This window comes from Corynebacterium auris (genome assembly GCF_030408575.1).
In the GTDB taxonomy this organism is placed as follows: domain Bacteria; phylum Actinomycetota; class Actinomycetes; order Mycobacteriales; family Mycobacteriaceae; genus Corynebacterium; species Corynebacterium auris.
Genome location: NZ_CP047047.1, coordinates 778998 through 798131, shown reverse-complemented (window position 1 = coordinate 798131; position 19134 = coordinate 778998). Strand labels below are relative to the sequence as shown.

Annotated in this window: 16 protein-coding genes; 6 read left to right on the top strand and 10 right to left on the bottom strand. The window is 64.8% G+C overall.

What is annotated here, in order from left to right; all coding sequences use genetic code 11:
- The first annotated feature begins 11 nt into the window (after positions 1-11).
- Positions 12-1646 (top strand): peptide chain release factor 3, encoded by a 1635-nt coding sequence (locus CAURIS_RS03840; protein ID WP_290342903.1) that lies wholly within the window; start codon positions 12-14, stop codon positions 1644-1646.
- Here CAURIS_RS03840 and CAURIS_RS03835 read toward each other — a convergent pair.
- The 6 genes from CAURIS_RS03835 to CAURIS_RS03810 all read right to left on the bottom strand — a co-directional run bounded on the left by CAURIS_RS03835 (position 1643) and on the right by CAURIS_RS03810 (position 7869).
- Positions 1643-2731 carry an inositol-3-phosphate synthase gene (locus tag CAURIS_RS03835; RefSeq protein WP_290342902.1) on the bottom strand — a complete coding sequence of 363 codons (1089 nt, stop codon included), beginning with the start codon at positions 2729-2731 and terminating at the stop codon, positions 1643-1645. The two genes, CAURIS_RS03840 and CAURIS_RS03835, sit on opposite strands and share 4 nt — an antisense overlap.
- Positions 2732-2924: 193 nt before the next feature.
- Positions 2925-3797 (bottom strand): patatin-like phospholipase family protein, encoded by an 873-nt coding sequence (locus CAURIS_RS03830; RefSeq protein WP_290342901.1) that lies wholly within the window; start codon positions 3795-3797, stop codon positions 2925-2927.
- A 66-nt stretch (positions 3798-3863) separates the two neighbouring features.
- Positions 3864-4751, bottom strand: coding sequence for an SDR family oxidoreductase (locus CAURIS_RS03825; RefSeq protein ID WP_290342900.1), 888 nt, complete (start codon positions 4749-4751; stop codon positions 3864-3866).
- Between the two features lie 44 nt (positions 4752-4795).
- Positions 4796-5932 carry a YihY/virulence factor BrkB family protein gene (locus CAURIS_RS03820; RefSeq protein ID WP_290342899.1) on the bottom strand — a complete coding sequence of 379 codons (1137 nt, stop codon included), beginning with the start codon at positions 5930-5932 and terminating at the stop codon, positions 4796-4798.
- Between the two features lie 21 nt (positions 5933-5953).
- The gene (locus CAURIS_RS03815; RefSeq protein WP_290342898.1) at positions 5954-6316 is read right to left on the bottom strand and encodes a DUF2200 domain-containing protein; all 363 of its coding nucleotides are present in this window, start codon (positions 6314-6316) and stop codon (positions 5954-5956) included.
- Between the two features lie 32 nt (positions 6317-6348).
- The gene (locus tag CAURIS_RS03810) at positions 6349-7869 is read right to left on the bottom strand and encodes an SLC13 family permease (protein ID WP_290342897.1); all 1521 of its coding nucleotides are present in this window, start codon (positions 7867-7869) and stop codon (positions 6349-6351) included.
- Positions 7870-7983: 114 nt separating this feature from the next.
- Between CAURIS_RS03810 and CAURIS_RS03805 the strand changes: the two genes are divergently transcribed.
- The 3 genes from CAURIS_RS03805 (at position 7984) to CAURIS_RS03795 (ending at position 11133) form a co-directional block, all read left to right on the top strand.
- Complete coding sequence (locus tag CAURIS_RS03805; RefSeq protein WP_290342896.1) at positions 7984-8376, top strand: hypothetical protein; 393 nt, start codon at positions 7984-7986, stop codon at positions 8374-8376.
- 491 nt (positions 8377-8867) lie between these two features.
- Positions 8868-9845: an SMI1/KNR4 family protein gene (locus tag CAURIS_RS03800; protein WP_290342895.1), complete on the top strand. Its 978-nt coding sequence runs from the start codon at positions 8868-8870 to the stop codon at positions 9843-9845.
- Positions 9846-10164: 319 nt separating this feature from the next.
- Positions 10165-11133, top strand: coding sequence for an SMI1/KNR4 family protein (locus CAURIS_RS03795; protein ID WP_290342894.1), 969 nt, complete (start codon positions 10165-10167; stop codon positions 11131-11133).
- Between the two features lie 576 nt (positions 11134-11709).
- Here the strand turns inward: CAURIS_RS03795 and CAURIS_RS03790 are convergent.
- The gene (locus CAURIS_RS03790; protein WP_290342893.1) at positions 11710-12063 is read right to left on the bottom strand and encodes a hypothetical protein; all 354 of its coding nucleotides are present in this window, start codon (positions 12061-12063) and stop codon (positions 11710-11712) included.
- Positions 12064-12110: 47 nt separating this feature from the next.
- Complete coding sequence (locus tag CAURIS_RS03785; protein ID WP_290342892.1) at positions 12111-13763, bottom strand: FAD-binding dehydrogenase; 1653 nt, start codon at positions 13761-13763, stop codon at positions 12111-12113.
- Between the two features lie 201 nt (positions 13764-13964).
- Between CAURIS_RS03785 and CAURIS_RS03780 the strand changes: the two genes are divergently transcribed.
- Together CAURIS_RS03780 and CAURIS_RS03775 are read left to right on the top strand one after the other, a co-directional pair.
- Positions 13965-15161, top strand: a complete 1197-nt coding sequence (locus CAURIS_RS03780) for an NAD-dependent epimerase/dehydratase family protein (RefSeq protein WP_290342891.1) — start codon at positions 13965-13967, stop codon at positions 15159-15161.
- Positions 15162-16319, top strand: a complete 1158-nt coding sequence (locus tag CAURIS_RS03775; RefSeq protein WP_290342890.1) for a glycosyltransferase family 4 protein — start codon at positions 15162-15164, stop codon at positions 16317-16319.
- Here the strand turns inward: CAURIS_RS03775 and CAURIS_RS03770 are convergent.
- Positions 16316-17716, bottom strand: coding sequence for a glyceraldehyde-3-phosphate dehydrogenase (locus CAURIS_RS03770; protein ID WP_290343300.1), 1401 nt, complete (start codon positions 17714-17716; stop codon positions 16316-16318). The genes CAURIS_RS03775 and CAURIS_RS03770 overlap by 4 nt on opposite strands.
- Positions 17717-17910: 194 nt before the next feature.
- The gene (locus CAURIS_RS03765; protein WP_290342889.1) at positions 17911-18909 is read right to left on the bottom strand and encodes a 3-hydroxyisobutyryl-CoA hydrolase; all 999 of its coding nucleotides are present in this window, start codon (positions 18907-18909) and stop codon (positions 17911-17913) included.
- Between the last annotated feature and the right edge of the window lie 225 nt (positions 18910-19134).

The following is a 19134-nucleotide window of genomic DNA, read 5'->3' as shown; positions in this document are numbered from 1 at the left end:
CTTAACACCCTATGAGCACCGTTTCCGAGGCCGCGCGCCGCCGCACTTTCGCCGTCATCGCCCACCCCGACGCCGGTAAGTCCACGCTGACAGAGGCGCTGGCTTTGCACGCTCACGTGATCTCCGAGGCGGGTGCCGTGCACGGCAAAGGCAACCGCAAGTCCACCGTCTCCGACTGGATGGAGATGGAAAAAGACCGCGGCATCTCCATCGCCTCCTCGGCGCTGCAGTTCGAGTACCTCCCCGAGGGCGCCGGCACCGGCGAGCCCTACGTGATCAACCTCGTGGACACCCCGGGCCACGCCGATTTCTCCGAGGACACCTACCGCGTCCTCTCGGCCGTCGACGCCGCCGTCATGCTCATCGACGCCGCCAAGGGCCTCGAGCCCCAAACGCTCAAGCTTTTCCGCGTGTGCAAGGCGCGGGGGCTGCCCATCGTCACCGTGATCAACAAGTGGGACAGGGTCGGGCGCGAGCCGCTCGAGCTTGTCGACGAAATCGTCACCGAAATCGACCTGCAGCCCACTCCCCTCTACTGGCCCGTCGGCGAGGCCGGGGACTTCCGGGGCCTGGCCCACATCAACGCCGAGGGAGAAGCGGACAACTACATCCACTTCATCCGCACCGCGGGTGGCTCGACGATCGCCCCGGAGGAGCACTTCTCCCCGGCGGAGGCGCTCGCCCGCGAGGAAGGCGCATGGGAGACAGCCGTCGAGGAGGCGGAGCTGCTGGCGGCCGATGGCGCCGTGCACAACCAGGAGCTCTTCGAGCAGTGCGTTACCTCCCCGGTCATCTTCGCCTCCGCGATGCTCAACTTCGGGGTGCACCAGATCCTGGATACACTGTGCGCCATCGCCCCCGCCCCGGCCGGCAGGGACTCGGACGAGACGGCGGTGGAGGCGTCGACAAGCGCGATGGATGCCCGCCGCGAGCTCGGCGACGACTTTTCTGGGGTCGTGTTCAAGGTGCAGGCCGGTATGGATAAAAACCACCGCGACACGCTCGCGTTCATGCGCGTGGTCTCCGGGGAGTTCGACCGCGGGATGCAGGTCACGCACGCCCAGTCGGGCCGCAGCTTTTCCACGAAGTACGCCCTCACCGTCTTCGGACGCACCCGCGACACCGTCGAGACCGCCTACCCCGGCGACATCATCGGCCTGGTCAACGCCGGTGCGCTGGCGCCGGGCGACACCATCTTCGCCGGCCGGAAGGTGCAGTTCCCGCCCATGCCTCAGTTCGCCCCCGAGCACTTCCGCACCCTCCGGGCGAAATCCCTGGGCAAGTACAAGCAGTTCCGCAAGGCGCTGGACCAGCTCGACGCCGAGGGCGTGGTCCAGATCTTGCGCAACGACCTGCGCGGCGACGCCGCCCCCGTCATGGCGGCCGTCGGCCCGATGCAGTTCGAGGTCATGCAGGCGCGCATGGAAAACGAGTACAACGTGGAAACCGTCACCGAGCCCGTGCCCTACTCCGTGGCCCGGCGCACCGACGCGGAATCAGCCCCCGAGCTCGGCCGCCAGCGCGGGGTGGAGATTTTCACCCGGTCCGACGGCGAGCTGATCGCCCTGTTCGGCGACAAGTGGAAGCTGGCCTTCATCGAAAAGGAGCTCCCGAGCCTGACCATGGAGCCGCTCGTCGCGGACTAGCCCGCGATGAACGCCTCGAGGCGTGCGCGGGCCTCGTCGTCGGCGAGCTGGACCGGCGGGGACTTCATCAGGTACGAGGAAGCCGGCTCCACCGGGCCCGCGAGGCCGCGGTCGAGCGCGATCTTGGCGAGGCGGATGGCGTCGATGATGACACCCGCGGAGTTCGGGGAGTCCCACACCTCCAACTTGTACTCCAGGTTGAGCGGCACGTCCCCGAAGGCCGTCCCCTCGAGGCGGACGTAGGCCCACTTGCGGTCGTCGAGCCACTGGACGTAGTCCGACGGGCCGATGTGCACGTTGCGGTCCTCCACCTTGCCCGCGATGGGCCCCTGCGACAGGTTCGAGGTCACGGCCTGGGTTTTGGAGATCTTTTTGGACTCCAGCCGGTTGCGGTCCAGCATGTTCTTGAAGTCCATGTTGCCGCCCACGTTGAGCTGCATCGTGCGCTCCAGGCGCACGCCCCGGTCCTCGAAGAGCTTGGCCAGCACGCGGTGGGTGATGGTGGCGCCGACCTGGCTCTTGATGTCGTCGCCGATGATCGGCACGCCGGCGTCGGTGAACTTTTGCGCCCACTCGGGGTCCGAGGCGATGAATACCGGCAGCGCGTTGACGAACGCGCAGCCCGCGTCGATGGCGGCTTGCGCGTAATACCGATTGGCCTGTTCGGAGCCGACCGGCAGGTAGGACACCAGGACGTCGGCGTTGGCGCTGCGGAGCGCCTGCGCCACGTCAACGGGGTCTGCGGGGGACTCCTCGATGGCGGAAAGATAGTGCTCGCCGAGGCCGTCGTACGTCGGGCCGCGCTGGACCGTAACGCCGAGGTCGGGGACGTCTGCGATTTTGATCGTGCAGTTCATGCCGGACTCGGTGGCCTCCGCTAAGTCCTTGCCCACCTTGTCGGCGTCCACCTCGAAGGCGGCGACGAATTCGACGTCGCCAACGTGGTAGTCACCCAGTTTCACGTGCATCAGCCCGGGCACCTTCTCCTCGGGCGGGGTGTTCCTGTAGTACTCGACCCCCTGGATGAGGGAGGTGGCGCAATTGCCCACGCCCGCGATGGCGACCCTGACCTTGTTGCTTCCCATGTCCGTGCGTTTCTCCTTGTGGTTCTCCCGGCGGCTTCTCCGCGGCTTCTGGTCGAACCAACTGTGGCAGGTCTGTGCTCCGGCTGGTAGCCCGCGCGCAGGCTTTATCGATAAAGTGATCGGCGCAATATAGCCCAAGCGCTGCGGTAATCACCATAGTGTGATCTAAGACACGTTTGGTGGTGAAACGCAGCTACCCGCGGGTGAGGAAGTCCTCCCACGCGGCCCATTCCGCGCCCATCTGGCGCTCGCCGGCGGCGAAGTTGGCGCGCAGCTTCTCCACGTTGCGCTCCGTGGAGCTGACCTGCATGTCCTCGGGGAAGAACAGGTGGGCGCGGCCCTCCTGCTCCAGCTCGAGGAGGCGCTGCTTGGAGGCGTTGTAGCGATCGGGGCGGTCGATGAGCGCCTGCGCGACGGCCGGGGTGCGGCGCAGGACGCGGCGCACCATGTTCGGCCGCCCCACCTGCGGCCGCACGTAGTCGCGCGGCTTCGTGCCCACGAACAGGAACTTCTCGTATCCCGCGTCCTCCGCCTCCGCGATGGAAATACCGCCCGAGGTGCCGAGCGCCCCGTCGACGTAGGGCACGCCCCCGATGTAGCGCATCGGCATAATGAGCGGCAGCGTCGAGGAGGCGCGCACAAAGCTGTTCATGTCGGCGCGATCGTGGATGTCCTCTCGCGTGAAGTGCACGGACTCTCCCGTGTCCGCCCTGGTCGCCGCGATGTTCATGTGGGCCGGGTTGGCCTCGAAGGCGTCGTAATCGAAGGGGAGATCGGCGTCGGCGGAGCGCTCGTAGATGAACTCAGCGTTGAAGTAGCCGTTACCGCGCAGAAGCGACGACACACCCCCAAAGCTGGGGTTGTTGGCGAAGTCGACGAAGCTCTCCCGCGCGCGGCGCACGTCGCGCGAGAGGTAGTTGACGGTGTGCGTCGCCCCAGCAGAGACTCCCCCGACCCACCCGAACTGCACGTCGTGCTCAATGAGCGTGACCACGCACGGCGAGGTGTAGGAATTGCGCATCCCGCCGCCCTCGAAAATCAGTGCTGTGTCGCGGGCATCAATCATGACGCCCCATGCTACCCACGCCGCGCCCGTCCGGCAGGCGGGGTGGGGCGTCGACAAGCATGGGCCCTAGGGCGTCAGGGCCCCTCCGGTGACCGACAGCGTCGACCCGGAAACGTAGGAGGCGTCCTCGGAGGCGAGGTAGACGTAGGCGCCCGCGAGCTCCGCGGGCTGGCCCGCCCTGCCGGTCTCGGATCCGTGACCGAACTTCTGGACCTTCTCCGGCGGCTGCCCATGGCTCGGCTGGATCACCGTCCAAATGGGGCCCGGCGCGACGGCGTTGACGCGGATGCCTCGCGTGGGAAGCAGCGCCATGGACAGCCCCTTGGCGAAGTTGTTCATCGCCGCCTTGGTCATGGCGTAGTCCAACAGCGTCTCGGAGGGGTCGTAGGCCTGGATCGAAGAGGTGAAGATGATCGAGGAGCCCGCCGGCAGGTGCTTGACCGCCTCCTTCGTCACTCGGAAAGACGAGTAGAGGTTGGACTTCATTGTCTCGTCGAAATCCTCGTCGGTGATGTCAAGGATGTCCTCGTGGTAGATCTGCCGGGAGGCGTTGTTGACCAAAATGTCCAGCCCGCCGAGCTTGTCGACGGCAGTGGTGACCGTCTCCACGCACGTTTGCGCGTCCCGCAGGTCGCCGGGGATGGCCACGGCGGTGCGCCCGGCCTTTTCGATGGCAGCGATGACCCGGTCTGCGTCCGGCTGCTCCTCCGGCATGTAGGCAATGGCCACGTCCGCCCCCTCGCGGGCGTAGGCAACGGCGACGGCGGCGCCGATACCGGAGTCACCGCCGGTGATGAGCGCCTTGCGCCCGGCCAGCCTGCCGCTGCCCTCGTAGGAGTCGAGCCCAATGTCAGGCACGGGGTCCGCCTTGGTTTCCAGGCCGGGGTGGCTCTGGGACTGGTCCGGCGGCGAGACGCGAGGGTACTTGTCGCGGGGGTCAATGAGGTTCGTCATGACATCCTCCAATAAGCGTTGGCTAATCAGTTGCCTCTCCCACGCTACAGATTTTCGCGGCGACGGTTCTTCACCTTCTCCGCGATCCGGTCCAGCCGGCGCTGTGTCCGCAACCGGATGCGGACCGAAGCCGCGGACTTCGGCGGCGCCTGAATGACGCGTTCCGAGTCGTACCCCACCTGGAGCTCTTTCGCCCGCAGCACCTCCGCGTCGATCTTGACCCCGACCACCAGCACGATATTCATCACCCACACCAGAACGAGGACCATGAGCACGGTCCCGAAGGCCCCGTAGGCGCTTTGCACCCCGACCACGGTCACGTACCACGAGAACCCGACCCAGATCAGGGAGCTGACGAAGAACGCGAGAAAGGAGCCGTAGGTCACGGGCCGAAACCTCCCCCGTCGTACATTCGGGGTCACCTGGTAGAGCACGGAAAGTAACCCGAGGGCGATCAGGGCGACGACAGGGTAACGCAGCCAATCCCACACCGGAAGAAACACGAGCACGAGGTTCTCCACCTCCTCTTCGAGTCCGAAGGGACGTGCGAGCGGCGCCACGACCCCGGTAAAAACGGACTCTCGGGCGACGAGCCCCACGAGCAAGAGCAGCACTCCGACCGCCATCACGAGCGTGACCAGCCACATTGTCAGCCACGTCATCGCGAACGTCCTGCCCTCCTCACGGCCGTAGATCACATTGGCGTTGCGGGAAAAGGAGCGGACGTAGGCCGAGGCCGACAGCAGCGTCACCGCAATGGAGATGACCAGCGCGATAGTGCTGTCGGAGGGCGAGCCGACGATGGTTGCGAGCAGGCCCATCGCTTCTTCTTGCAAAGCCTCCGGCACGTAATTTTGGACCAGATCAGTGAGCAGGAGCGGCGCCTCGCCGCCGTCGCGGGGCAGCAGCAGCAACACGAGCGAGTAGATCGCCAAAATCATCGGCGCAACGGCGAGCACCGTGTAGTACGTCAGGCTCGCCGCGCGGTCGACGACGTCGTCGACGGAGAAGTCAGCCACCGCCCTTCGCACCACGAGGTGCAGCCCCGGCCAGCTCAGTCGGTTGCCCCGCCACGCTAACGGGTCGGGCAGATCTTCGGGGGGCGTGACCGCCTCCACGTGCTGGGTGCCGTAGGGCTGGACGAGGTCGGCACGGCGGGAGGCGGCGTCGGGGCGTTGCATGCCTTCCACCGTATCGTGTGCTCAGCGGGGCGAACGCAGGATGTTCTCGATCTTCTTCCCGCGGGCGAGCTCGTCGACCACCTTGTCCATCCAGCGGATCCGCTGCATCAGCGGATCGGTGATCTCCTCCACGCGTACCCCGCAGACCACGCCGGTGATGAGGGTGGCGTGGGGGTTGAGACGTGGCGCGGAGGCGAAGAACTCGCGCAGGGTTTCCCCGGACTCGGCCGCGGCGTGCAGACCGTCCGTTGTGTGCCCGGTGAGCCAGGTCAGGACGTCGTCAAGCTCCCCCTGGCTCCTGCCCTTCCTCTCTACCTTGGCGAGGTAGTTGGCGTAGATGTCGCCGAAGCGATAGCCACCGACCCGCGCGAGTGTGTCGTCCATGCCTGGTTACCTTAGCCGCCTGCGGGGAACTTCTACACCAGTCCGATCCAGTTCCAGTAGGTCGCAGACAGCAGCAGGATGAGCAGGTAGCCAACGACGGTCAGCGGGATACCCGCCTTGAGGAACTGCTTCGTGCTGAACGCGCCCGTCCCGTAGGCCAGCATGTTCTGCGGCGCGGAGATCGGCAACAGGAAGCCGAAGCTGATCACAAACTGCTGGATGATGACGAAGCCCAGCCCGCCGTTCGGCAGGTCGAGTGTGGCGGCGAGGGCGATGAACACCGGGATCAGCGCGGAGGCCAGCGACGTGGCGGAAGCGAAACCGAGGTGGATGAGGATGTTGAACAGGGACACGATGGCGATCGTGGCGAGGATCGGCATGGCATCCAGCCCGAGCAAGCCGAAGGTCTGCTCCGACAGCCACGCCGCGGCCCCGGTGTTGAGCAGGAAGGAGCCGAGCGAGATGCCCACCGCGAAGACCACGAGGGTGCCCCAGTTGATGTTTTCCTGGGCGTACTTCCAGTTCATGACCCCCACCACCGGCAGGAGCATGAGGCCGATGGCGACGATGGTGATGACCGAGGAATCGATCGGGTGGAGGATCCCCTCGGTGGCCCAGAAGACCAGCAGCACGACGGCGATGGTGGTCAGCCGCTTTTCCGCCCCGGTCATGGGGCCCATCTCAGAGAGCTGATCTTCCACGAGCTTGCGGCCGCCCTTGATGGATTCCACCTCGGGCTTGATGGCTGCGCGCATGATGAAAAACAGTGCGATGGACATGAGGACTGACCAGGGTGCCGCCCAGATGAACCACTGCCCCCAGGACACGGTGACCCCCATCTGGTCCTCGATGAAGCCGACGGCCACTAGGTTCTGCGCGGCCGCGGTCTTGATACCGACATTCCAGATGGACACAGCCTGAGTGGCGGTGATGACCAGCAGGGCGGAGAGCTTCGAGTTGACCGCCAGGCCGAAGGCCGCGACCATGCCCAGCAGGATGGGCACCACGGCGCCCGCGCGAGCGGTCGCCGAGGGAACGAAGAAGGCGAGGATGATCGAGATGGCGATGGCGCCGACGACGATGTGGGAGACCTTCTCCCCCGCGATCTTCAGCACGTAGAGGGCGATGCGCCGGTGCAGACCGGTCGCCTGCATGGCCGTGGCGAGCGCGAGCGCCGCGGCGACGAGCGCGACCGCCGAGGTGGAAAAGCCGTTCAGCGCGATCCCCAGAGCGCTGCTCGTGCCGAAGAGTTCGTCGGGGTTGTCCGGGTCGGGCGAAAGCCCGACAAGCAACGAGATGAGCGCGATGATCAACACCGAGCTGACGGGGTAGCTCACGGCCTCGGACACCCACATGATGACGGCGAAGGCCAACATACCGAGGGCGATCTGCCCCTGCCAGCCGATGGTCTCCATCGGCAGCAGCAAGACAGCGATCAGTGCGACGAAGGCGAGAGCGAAGGCGACGGGTTTGGTGCGTGTGCGGGCCGGCCCCTTTTCAGTTTTTTCTACGGGCGGCGCGGGGGCGGCGGGCTGGTCTGTTACTGAACTCACAGCAAGGTCCTCCTTTATCATTGGCCACACCTAAAAGTTTAATAACCTTGATCTAAACCGGGGCATGATAATGGTCACGTCCGCGCGCCCCGTGGGCAGGGATACACTGCCGCCATGGGCTTCATGGACAGACTCAGCTCCCTGTTCGGCGGCGGCGCGCGTCTCGTCGACTACCCGGAGGAGTACCGCAGCGTAGAGGTACCTACTCTGCGCGTGCATACGGCGAACCTCTCCCCGGACACGGAGGAGACCCTCGTTATCATCACCCTCGCCTCGCTCGATCCGCTGTCGCTTCTCGACGCCCCAATACGCCTCACCAGCGGTAGTGAGCGCCCGGTCACGTTCGTGCCCGTGCGCACGCCGAACGACCCGGCTCTCGACCCCACCCTGGGGTGGATCGTCCCGGTCACGCCCGAGACGGCGGCCGAGATCGAGGCGTTGCCGCCTGGGCCTGGCGCGCACGAGCTCTCCACGCTGCACGTGGGTTTCGTGGTCGAGGCAGCCTGATCGCCCCCGGCTACGCGGAGCTTTCGAACAGTGGCGGGTGTCAAGTCGTGGGTCGTGGTGTATCTAGTTTCGAATTGTGGTGATGTTTGGGGGCGTGTTGTCAGGGCCCGGCTCGGGGCTGGGGTGGGGGTGTGATCATGCGGCGATCTCGTTTCCTTCTGCCGGGGCGGCGTCGATCGTGCCGGCAGCAACGATGCCTGTGGTCTGCTCGAGACTGGTCAGTGACATGTGGCATTTCTGTTGGATCCTTCTCACTCGTGGTGCTCGGCGAGTACCGCCCCGACCAGACGGGCGCTCTCGGAATGGGCCTACGCGCGCCCCGACAGCAGCGAAAGGCCCTGTCAGCAGACGTACGCGGAGTTTATCCACGGCTACAATGACCGTCGAGCCCACACCGCCATCGACGGCCTCACCCCCTCACACGACGCGTTCACAACGTCACGGGGAAGCACACTTTAACTGGCCCAACTGCACGTAAGGAGAAAGCAACAATGACCTTTTCCAAATTCTTTTCTGAACCCGCTGAACCGGCTGACGATGCCCGCCTCGCCGAGATCGAGCATGCCATCGGCAGAAAACTGCCCGACGACTACCGGGCCTTGATCAAAGAAACCGGCGGCGGCACCCTCAAACTCGACAAGTGCGTCATGCCGGGCCTCCCCGAAGGGGTCGGAGGCCTGGCAACCGACGACATCTTCGGCAACGGCAGCACACGTACCGGCCTCCCCCTCGATCTGGCCACCGATGCCACCTACCTCATGGAGGAATGGGAAATCCCCGAGGAGGTTCTCCTGTTCGCCACCACCGAAGATGGCATGCACAACTGCTTCGTCATCAACTACGACCTCCCCGACTACCCCGCAGGGGTTATTCTGCACCTCGACACCGACCCCGGCGGGAAAATGACCCAGGTCGCCGACTCCGTCACCGACTTTTTCACCAAACTCGAACCCTACAACCGAGATGACGAAGAAGACTCCCCAAGCGCAGGCCAAGAGGGGATGGGAATCAAAGGCGTGTGGCACGGAAAACTTTCCGATGACCTCACCCGCGCCATCGCCGCAACTCCCACCCCCGACATGGAATACCTACTGCGTAAAGCAGTCGCACCCCTAGCCAACTCATTTGGGCTCAGTATGATGCACAACAGTAACGAGGGGAGGCGATTTCAAGACCTTCTTTACTGGGTGGCGCAACACGTCCAACCGCACCCAGATCCACTGACCTACATGGGACTAAGCACCACCATTCTCACCCCTAACATGTACACGTTGATCGGCAAATCCTTCCTCGCCGACGGTCAAAAATACGGCTTCATTTGGAACCAGCCCACCGTCGAGTGGTGGTGGAAAATACGAGTCGAATACAACATCATGACCGAAACCCCCGCCGGCTACATCATCGACGAGGACTACATCAACACCATCATCGAAAACCTCCGCAAAGAAGACCCAATAACCGAGGTCTAACTCGAATCTTGTTCAGCCCCCTCCGCTAGGTATGCATACCGGGTGGTCCGTCCGATCCCGAGTCGGCGGGCCACCTCCGCTTTGGGCACACCACCGGTCACCCACTGGTTGGCCTGCGCAACCCGGGAGCCGGTAAGTACTTCCGCGCGACCTTTGTACACGCCGCGGGGTTTTCGCACGGGCATCCTGCCTGGTGCTCCGTGTCTCACGTGCCCTTTAGTGCAGCTCATCCCGAAAGATCTCCACAATCCACAATGCTGTGCGTCACACTGGCGGATACGCTCTATGGGCCAAACCACTCACTTTGTAAAGGACAACCATGACCGACTACAGCACTCTTTTTGAATACCCGGCACAGCCAGCAGATGAACAGCGCATCCGTGAAATCGAGCACGGCCTGGGCCGTCGCCTGCCGGATGACTACACACGTCTCCTCTCTCAGACAGGGGGAGGGTCCCTGAGCATGAACACCTGCTACCTCCCAGAGATAGAACTTCCCGACGGTGACGTGATCGAGGTTGCCGTAGACAGCATCTACGGCAACGGAACGACCTCCAACAACTCGAATGTCGACTTGCTAGAGCAGGCAGCCTTCTTGATGGAGGAATGGGAAATCCCCCGTGAGGTCCTGCTATGCGCGGACAGCGAAGACGGCATGCACCAGTGCTTTGTCATCAACTACGACTTGGCTGAGTTTCCAGCAGGATCAGTACTGTATCTCGACACCGACCCCGACGGTGCAAAAGTACTAGTCGCAGACTCATTCGACGACTTCCTGGCCCAACTTGAACCATACCCCTCCGCTAGTGAGGCAGAAGAAGTCAGCCAGGACGGCATCGGCATCAAAGGAGTGCGATACGGCGCACTGTCCCAGCCACTCCAGCAAGCACTAGCCGCCACCCCAACACCAGATATGGAACAGTTGCTGCGCAAGGCGACTGAGCCGATCACAAATTCCACAGGGGTAGCGATTACCGGAGATACGCCAGAAGGCCTCACCTTTTACGACGTGGTGTACTGGCTCGTCCAGCACGTTGAACCGCAAAACGATCCCAGGACATATGGCCGTTGGGGGCGCGAAGGGCAGGAACTGACATTCGGGGATTTAATGGGCGACTCATTCACAGTCCCTGGCCAGAAGTACGGCGGGGTAGGCTACACATTGGGGTCAATCATTACGTGGTGGAATCGCCGGGTTAAAGAGGGCGTTCTGACAGAGACAGAAAACGGCTACATCATGGATGAAAGCTACATCAACCAGGTTCTCGATCGCCTTCGCCAGAATTAACGGATTGCTGCTACATACTCACCCTGCCTGCGTACTAAGACCAGGCTCCTAAAGCTTCATCTTCAGGGAGAAATTCTCTACGTGCGGGGAAGATATGTGTACAAGGTGGCCCGTCCGCTCCCGAGCTGGCGGGCCGCTGAAGCGTCCTGGGTTTGGTTCCTACCTCTGCTACGGAAGGATTGGGCACTATGCCTAGGAAGTATTCTGCCGAGTCCAAGGAGAAGGCGGACCATCAGATCATCGAAAGGCAGATACACCACCACCGTGGACTTGACCGGGGTCGATCTTTTTATCCAAGCGGCGTCCCGTGCGGTTGGCCCTCCGAACCAGGCCGTTCACTTACGCCCGCAGCTCCTTCGGGTTCATCTTCCCCGCGACCTCCATGGCCTGCGCGTAGATTCCCGGCCGGCCCGGGTCGGAGTACCCGTTGAGGTTGTGCAGCGCCTGGATGATAATGCGCTGCTTCCCCTCGCTCGCCGTACGATCGCGGGCGGCCTTCCGCGCCCGTTCTTCGTCCTTGCGCTCGTCCTCCGCGCGTCGGCGGGCCTCCTCGTCGGGTCCTTCGTCGACGGGAGCCTATTCCGGGTCTGCGAAGAGGGCTGTGCCCCGGGAGAGCCACTCGAATGCTGTGGCGCGCGAGACGCCCATGCGCTGGATGAAGTACTCCACCGGGTACGTCGCCACGACGAACGCGCCGGCGTTGGCGCACTGGCAGATGAAGGCGAAAGAGGCGTAGATGCCGCCGAGGTAGGCTAGCGCTTCTCGCAGCTTCTCCAATGGCCGATGGGTCGCGGTGAACTGCCGTGCATCGGGCTGCGCCATCGCCTCGGCGACGACCGGGAGGCTGCGCTCGATCTGATCAATATGGTGTTCATGGCGGTGCTCACAGCCCTCCCCTTCCGCGTGGTATTGGCCATAAACGTACGCCACCACCCGGACACCAACCATCCTTTTTTGGACCTCTTTTTCGAATGTGCCTAGGCGCGCCCCAGCGCCTCCCCCACACGCTTACCCGAGTGGATACACCCGCCCAGGAAGGTCCCCTCCAGGGCGTTTTTGCCGTGCATCCCGCCGCCGCCGAAGCCGGCCGCTTCGCCGCAGGCGTAGAGGCCCGCGAGTACCTCGCCTTCGGCGGTCAGCGCGCGCCCCGAGAGGTCCGTCTCGATCCCGCCGAGGGTCTTGCGGGTCAGAACGTGCAGGCGCACCGCGATCAGCGGCCCCTTCGACTCGTCGAGCAGCCGGTGCGGCGGGTGCACGCGCACGATCTTGTCCCCGAGGAAACCACGCGCCATACGGATGTAGTTAACCTGGATGTCCTTGGAAAACGGGTTGGCCGTCTGCGCGTCGCGCTCGACCAGCTGGCGGCGGACGTGGTTGACGTCGATGGGGACGTCGCCAAGCTTGTTCATGCCCTCGACGAGTTCTTCGACCGTATCCGCGGTGACCCAGTCGACGCCGTTGTCCTGGAAGGCCTTGATCGCTCCAGGCGTACCCGAGGAGAGCTTACCCGCGAGCTTCTTCAGGGACTTGTCCGTCAGGTCGGGGTTTTGCTCCGAGCCGGAGAAGATGAATTCCTTATCGGCAATCGCCTGGTTGAGCACGAACCACGAGTAGCCGTGCCCAGTCCGCCCGATGTGTGCGAGCGCCTCGATGTTGTCCGACCCCGGGAACAGGTGGGTGGGCAGGCGCGTGCCGGTCGCGTCGAGCCACAGCGCGCTGGGCCCGGGGATAATGCGGATGCCGTGGCCCGGCCACACGGGGTCCCAGTTGATCATGCCCTCGGGGTAGTGCCACATGCGGTCGGTGTTGACCAGGCGGGCCCCGGCTGCGGCGGCGATGTCGATACCGCGCCCGTCCACGAACTCGGGCACGCCCGTGACCAGGTTCTCGGGGCACGGTCCCCAGCGCTCGTCCGGCCACGAACGGCGGACCTTCTCCAGGTTGCCGCCGATACCGCCGGTGGCCATGACCACGGCCGCGCCGCGCAACTCGAAGGGCTCGAGCTCGTCGCTATTCGACGCCTCCCCGCGCGCCCCGTGATCCTCCGCCAGCCGGGCCCCCCGCACGCCCACGACGCGGCCGCCCTCGACGATGAGCTGGTCGACCCGGTGGCGGAAGCGGAACTCCACCCTGCCCTCCTCCGCGGCGCGCAGGACGGGTTCCCTGAACACCCGGACGACCTCGGGGCCCGTTCCCCAGGTGACGTGGAAGCGCGGCACCGAGTTACCGTGACCCGACGCGTCGCCCGAGCCGCGCTCGGCCCAACCCACCGTGGGTAGGACGCGCAAGCCAAGCTCCTTGAGGTAGCCGTGCATCTCGTTGGCCGCAAAGCGCACGAACTCCCTGCCCCATCTGCGCGGCCAGGTGTCGTACTCGGCATCGTCGTAGTCGGCGGAGTTCTCCCAGTCCATCCAGGCGAGTTCTTCGGTGTCCTTGACCCGCATGAGCCGCTGCTCCGGGGAGCCCGCCATGAACAACCCGCCAAGGGACCAGAAGGCCTGGCCGCCGAGGTTTGCGCTGCTTTCCTGGTCGACGAAGATGACTGTTCGCCCCGCTTTGCTCGCCTCATACCCCGCGACGAGGCCGGCGAGACCGGTACCGACAATGATGACTGCCTCAGTTGTTTTCATGGGCGAAACACTACCGAACGCGGGCCCCCCGTGTCCCGGAAAGTACCCTCCGCGTCACCAAGCGTTCACCCGGTTCGCCGAGCGCCTTGTTGGCGCAAACTGTAATCTTGCTAGAAGCCCGTGGCTGAATGCGTCGCGGCTAATACGTCGAGCGCGAGCACGCGCTAAGTTCGAAGAACGAGTTCGGAGAAAGGGATTGTTGTGCGGATTGCAGTTCTTGGCGGTGACGGATTCTGCGGCTGGCCGGCGGCGTTGCACCTGTCCGACCTCGGCCACGACGTCACCATCGTGGACAACCTCTCGCGGCGCGCCATCGACGAAGAACTCGGCGCGGAGTCGCTCACCCCGATCGCGTCGATCGAGGAGCGCCTGGCCGCGTGGACAGAGGTCTCGGGCCGCGAGATCGGCTTCGTCAACCTTGACGTCGCCCGCGACTTCGACGGGCTGCTCGAGTTCATCACACGCGAGCGCCCCGACACCGTCATTCACTTCGCGGAGCAGCGGGCGGCACCGTACTCCATGAAGAACCACCGCACGAAGCGCTACACGGTGGACAACAACGTCAACGCCACGCACAACCTGCTCGTCGCCATCGTCGAATCGGGCCTCGACGTCCACGTCGTCCACCTTGGCACCATGGGCGTCTACGGCTACGGCACCGCCGGGATGAAGATCCCGGAGGGCTACCTCGATGTCACCGTCTCCACCGACGAAGGCGGCACGGTTGAAAAGCAGATCCTCTACCCCACCAACCCCGGCTCCGTGTACCACATGACGAAGGTGCTGGACCAGAACCTGTTTGCCTACTACGCCAAGAACGACGAGCTGCGCATCACCGACCTGCACCAGGGCATCATCTGGGGTACGCACACCCCGCAGACGGAACGCGACGAGCGCCTTATCAACCGCTTCGACTACGACGGCGACTACGGCACGGTGCTCAACCGCTTCCTTATGCAGGCGGCCGTGGGCTACCCACTGACCGTCCACGGCACGGGCGGCCAGACCCGCGCGTTCATCCACATCCGGGACATGGCCAAGTGCATCCAGCTCGCGGTGGAGAACCCGCCGCAGCGCGGCGAGCGCGTCAAGATCTTCAACCAGATGACCGAGACCCACCGCGTGCGCGATCTCGCCGAGCTCATCTCTCGAATCTCCGGCGCGGAGGTGGCCATGGTGCCCAACCCGCGCAAAGAGTCAGCGGAAAACGAGCTGCACGTCTCCAACGACACCTTCCTCAGCCTGGGCTTGGAGCCGACGTTCCTCGAAGAGGGGCTTTTGCGCGAGGTCGAGGACGTGGCCAAGAAGTACGCGGACCGGGCGGACCGCTCGAAGATCCCGGCGCGGTCCCTGTGGACCGCCGCCCAGGCCGAAGGCGTACCCGACGGCGAGAAGTAAATGCGCATCGCCGTCTTCACCGAGGTCTTCCTGCCGAAGATCGACGGGGTGGTCACCCGTACGTCGCGCACCCTTGAGCAGCTCGCCGACATGGGCCACGAGGTGCTCGTCTTCGCCACCGGCAACCCGCCGAGCGAATACGCCGGCTTCAAGGTGGTCTCGGTGCCCTCCCTACCGTTCTGGCCGGTCTACCCGGAGATCCACTTCGGCCTGCCCTCCCCCCGCATGCCGCGCGCGCTCGCGGAGTTCCGCCCCGACGTCGCCCACGCCATCAACCCAATGTGGACGGCGGGGTTTTCCGCCCTGTACGCGCGCGGCAGAGGCATCCCGGTGGTCGCCTCCTTCCACACCGACGTCCCCGAGTACACCCGCAGGCTCGGTATTTCCTGGGTGAGGCCGCTGGCTAAGTTCGGCCTACAGCTGTTCCACAATCGCGCCGAGCGGAACTTGGTCACCTCGGCCCCGATGCTTGAGAAGGCCGCCGACTACGGCCTGAGCAACCTCGAGCTGTGGCCGAAGGCCGTGGACACCGAGGGATTTTCCCCTTCCCGCCGTTCTCTCGAGGCCCGCACTTTGCTTAGCGACGGCCACCCCGACGCGCCCCTCGTCACTTACGTCGGCCGGATCTCTGCTGAAAAAGATGTCGAACGCACCCTCGGAATCATGGAGGAAGTGCGCCGCACGGTCCCCGACGCCCGCCTAGCGCTCGTCGGCGAAGGCCCCCAGTATGCTCAGCTGCGCGAACGGATGGACAGGGAGTGGATCACCTTCACCGGCTATCTCTCCGGCGACACCCTCGCCGCGGCATTCGCCTCCGGCGACGTCTTCCTCTTTCCTTCCACAACCGAGACGCTCGGCTTTGTCGCCCTCGAGTCTTTCGCCTCGGGAGTTCCCGTGGTGGGCGCCTGCGCGGGCGGGGTCCCCTTCGTCATCAACGACGGTGAGACCGGTTTTCTCGTCGACCCGCAGCTTCCTGATTCCGCGTGGGCCGAGCGGGTGGTGGAGCTACTGCGCGATGCGGACACCCGCGACCGGATGGCGCGCGCGGCCCGCCAGGAAGCCGAGCGCTGGTCCTGGCGGGCCTCCACCGAGAAGCTCGTCGAGGTCTACGAGGCGGCGGTGCAGGCCGCTGCCCAGCGCCGCACAACCACGAGTTAGCGAATCTCCTGAGGGTCCTTGCGCTCCGGGTAGATGTTCGGGCGCACGCCGCCGATCTCCTCGACGATGCGGATGACCTGGTTAGAGTAACCGTACTCGTTGTCGTACCAGACGTAGAGGACGAGGTGGTTGCCCGAGGCGATCGTGGCCAGGCCGTCGACCACGCCGGCGTGGGTGGAGCCGAGCAGGTCGGTGGAGACGATATCCGGGGAATTGATGTAGTCGATCTGCTGGCGCAGGTTCGAATCGGTGGACACGCGGCGGAGGAAGTCGTTGACCTCGTCCTTTTCCACCTCGCGCTCGAGGTCGAGGTTCAGCACGGCCATAGAAACGTCAGGGGTGGGCACGCGGATGGCGTTGCCGGTCAGCTTGCCTTCGAACTCGGGCAGCGCCTTGGACACTGCCTTGGCCGCGCCGGTTTCGGTGAGCACCATGTTCAGCGCGGCGGCACGCCCGCGGCGCGGGCCCTTGTGGTAGTTGTCCGCCAAGTTTTGGTCGTTGGTGTACGCGTGCACGGTTTCCACGTGCCCGTGTTTCACGCCGTAGCGGTCGTTGATCACCTTGAGCACCGGGGTAATGCCGTTGGTGGTGCACGAGGCCGCGGAGATGACGCGGTCGGACTCCTCGCCGGTGATGTCGGCGTGGTTGACGCCGTAAACGATGTTGCGCACATCCCCCTTGCCCGGCGCGGTGAGAACGACGCGGTCGACGCCCGTGGAAGACAGGTGCTGGGACAGGCCCTCGCGGTCGCGCCAGCGGCCCGTGTTGTCCACCACGATGGCGTTGTCGATGCCGTAGCTGGTGTAGTCGATCCCGGCGGGATCATCCGAGTAGATCATCTGGATCGGGGTGCCGTTGGCCCAGATGATCTCCTTGTCCGCGTCGACGGAGATCGTCCCGTTGAAGGGGCCGTGGACGGAGTCGCGGCGCAGCAGGGAGGCGCGCTTGACGATGTCGTCGGCGCCCTTCTTGCGTACAACCACCGCGCGCAGACGTACGCCGCCGTACATCGCCTCGCGGGCGATGAGGATGCGCGCGAGGAGGCGGCCGATGCGGCCGAAGCCGTAGAGGACCACGTCGCGCGGTTCGAGCTCGTCGCCGCCGTTGATCACCTCGCCAAGCTCCGCTTCGAGGAAGGACCGCAGGTCCTGGCCCTCGGCGCGCGAGAAGTTCTTGGCCAGGCGCCCGAGGTCGATGGACGCAGTGCCGAGGTTGAACTGGACGAGTTCCCTGAGGATCGGCAGCGTGTCATCCAAAGGCAGCTCCCGCTCGACGATGCGCCGGGCGTAGCGGTGCGCCTTGATGATGTCGATGTCGGTCACTCCCACAAGCAGCCGCCCGTAGATCGAGGTGACCACGTTGTTCTCGCGGTGCAGCTGGCTGATCAGGGGAAGCATCTCCTGCGCGAGGGTCAGCTTGTGGTTCCAGTCGTTGGGGGTGGAGGTAGCTTCAGTCACAATCGTCCTTCGTGGGTGCGGGCTCGACAAACTAACAAAACTGTGTGCGCCCCCGGGGGTGCGCGCTGGGGGTCAATTCTATCGGATCACCCCGCCCCGGGAGCCATACCGGGCACTGCGAGGTTACCCCCGGCTTAGCGCAGGACCTCGCGGTATTTTTCGGGCCCCTGCTGCGGGGTGAAGCGGGCATCGTGCGTCTTGTCCACGAGCACCGCCCGCACCCCCTCAGCGAAGTCGGGCTCCCGGGACAAAACCGCGCCGAGTGTGCGCTCGTTGCGCAACGCCCCCTCGAGGTCGCGCTCGGCGTTGACGCGGACGAGTTCGGCCGCGGCGACAAGGGCGGAGGGCGAGGCCTGCGCGGTGAGCTCGCCGACCAACTTTGCCAGGTCCGGGTAGTCGCCGAGGCGTTCGGTGATCTCAGCCCAGGTGCCGTCGAAGACGGCGTCGATCTGCTCGTACCAGGGCTCGAGTGTGGCGGGCCCGGCTTCGACAGCTACCTCGTCGAGCACGCCGAGACCTTCCGCGGCGATGCGCTCGGCGAGCCCGTCGAGCGAGTCCACTTTGTGCGTGGCCAGGCCGGTGGCGAGCATGTCGTCGGCCGCCAGGCGGTAGCCGGTGAGCGCGAGGAACGCCCCGAGGGACTGCGAGGGGTGACCGGGCAGGCGCTGCAAGAGCCAGCTCATCCCCACGTCGGTGACAAACCCGATGTTCATCTCCGGCATGGACGCGACGGCTTCCTCGGTGACAACCAGATGGGAGCCGTGCGCCGAGACTCCCAGCCCACCGCCCATATCAACGCCGCCGACCAGAGCAATGTAGGGCTTCGGGTAACGGGAGATCTCCAGGTTGAGGGCGTACTCCTCCGCGAAGAAGCGGTCCACCTCGTCGGCGTTGCCGTTGAGCACGCCCTCGCGCGCCGCGCGGACGTCGCCGCCGGCGCAAAAGTGCTTGCCGGAGGAGCGGATGACCACCTGGTCTATGGCATCGTCGTCGCGCCAGGCGTCTAGGGCCTCCGCGATCAGGGAGACCATCCCCCTGTTCAGGGAGTTCAGGGCCCTGGGCCGGTTGAGCGTGATGATACCGGTGCGCTCCACCACGTCCGTGATTACCTGTGGTTCCTCATGAGAAGTCATGTCCCAAGTGTTCCACAACACTGCCGACCAGGCCCCGGGAATCAACCGTTCGATTGGTTGACTCCACCCACGGCGTGTTGTACATTAGGCTAGCCTTACCTATAGAAAGGGGGCGATCGCCCAGTAGTTCCGCACAGCATTTCTCGTTGGACGCCCCGGGACCGCCACATGCCCGGGGCGTCACCCTGTATCGGCACCGATAACCCGGTGCGCATAGCATCGGGT

What these genes read in the sequence shown, in the direction of transcription:
- CAURIS_RS03835 (WP_290342902.1), bottom strand. Translation starts at nt 2,731, where the DNA reads ATGGGAAGCAACAAGGTCAGGGTCGCCATCGCGGGCGTGGGCAATTGC.
- CAURIS_RS03820 (WP_290342899.1), bottom strand. Translation starts at nt 5,932, where the DNA reads ATGCAACGCCCCGACGCCGCCTCCCGCCGTGCCGACCTCGTCCAGCCC.
- CAURIS_RS03770 (WP_290343300.1), bottom strand. Translation starts at nt 17,716, where the DNA reads ATGCTTCCCCTGATCAGCCAGCTGCACCGCGAGAACAACGTGGTCACC.
- CAURIS_RS03800 (WP_290342895.1), top strand. Translation starts at nt 8,868, where the DNA reads ATGACCTTTTCCAAATTCTTTTCTGAACCCGCTGAACCGGCTGACGAT.
- CAURIS_RS03785 (WP_290342892.1), bottom strand. Translation starts at nt 13,763, where the DNA reads ATGAAAACAACTGAGGCAGTCATCATTGTCGGTACCGGTCTCGCCGGC.
- CAURIS_RS03805 (WP_290342896.1), top strand. Translation starts at nt 7,984, where the DNA reads ATGGGCTTCATGGACAGACTCAGCTCCCTGTTCGGCGGCGGCGCGCGT.
- CAURIS_RS03765 (WP_290342889.1), bottom strand. Translation starts at nt 18,909, where the DNA reads ATGACTTCTCATGAGGAACCACAGGTAATCACGGACGTGGTGGAGCGC.
- CAURIS_RS03830 (WP_290342901.1), bottom strand. Translation starts at nt 3,797, where the DNA reads ATGATTGATGCCCGCGACACAGCACTGATTTTCGAGGGCGGCGGGATG.
- CAURIS_RS03795 (WP_290342894.1), top strand. Translation starts at nt 10,165, where the DNA reads ATGACCGACTACAGCACTCTTTTTGAATACCCGGCACAGCCAGCAGAT.
- CAURIS_RS03825 (WP_290342900.1), bottom strand. Translation starts at nt 4,751, where the DNA reads ATGACGAACCTCATTGACCCCCGCGACAAGTACCCTCGCGTCTCGCCG.
- CAURIS_RS03815 (WP_290342898.1), bottom strand. Translation starts at nt 6,316, where the DNA reads ATGGACGACACACTCGCGCGGGTCGGTGGCTATCGCTTCGGCGACATC.
- CAURIS_RS03840 (WP_290342903.1), top strand. Translation starts at nt 12, where the DNA reads ATGAGCACCGTTTCCGAGGCCGCGCGCCGCCGCACTTTCGCCGTCATC.
- CAURIS_RS03775 (WP_290342890.1), top strand. Translation starts at nt 15,162, where the DNA reads ATGCGCATCGCCGTCTTCACCGAGGTCTTCCTGCCGAAGATCGACGGG.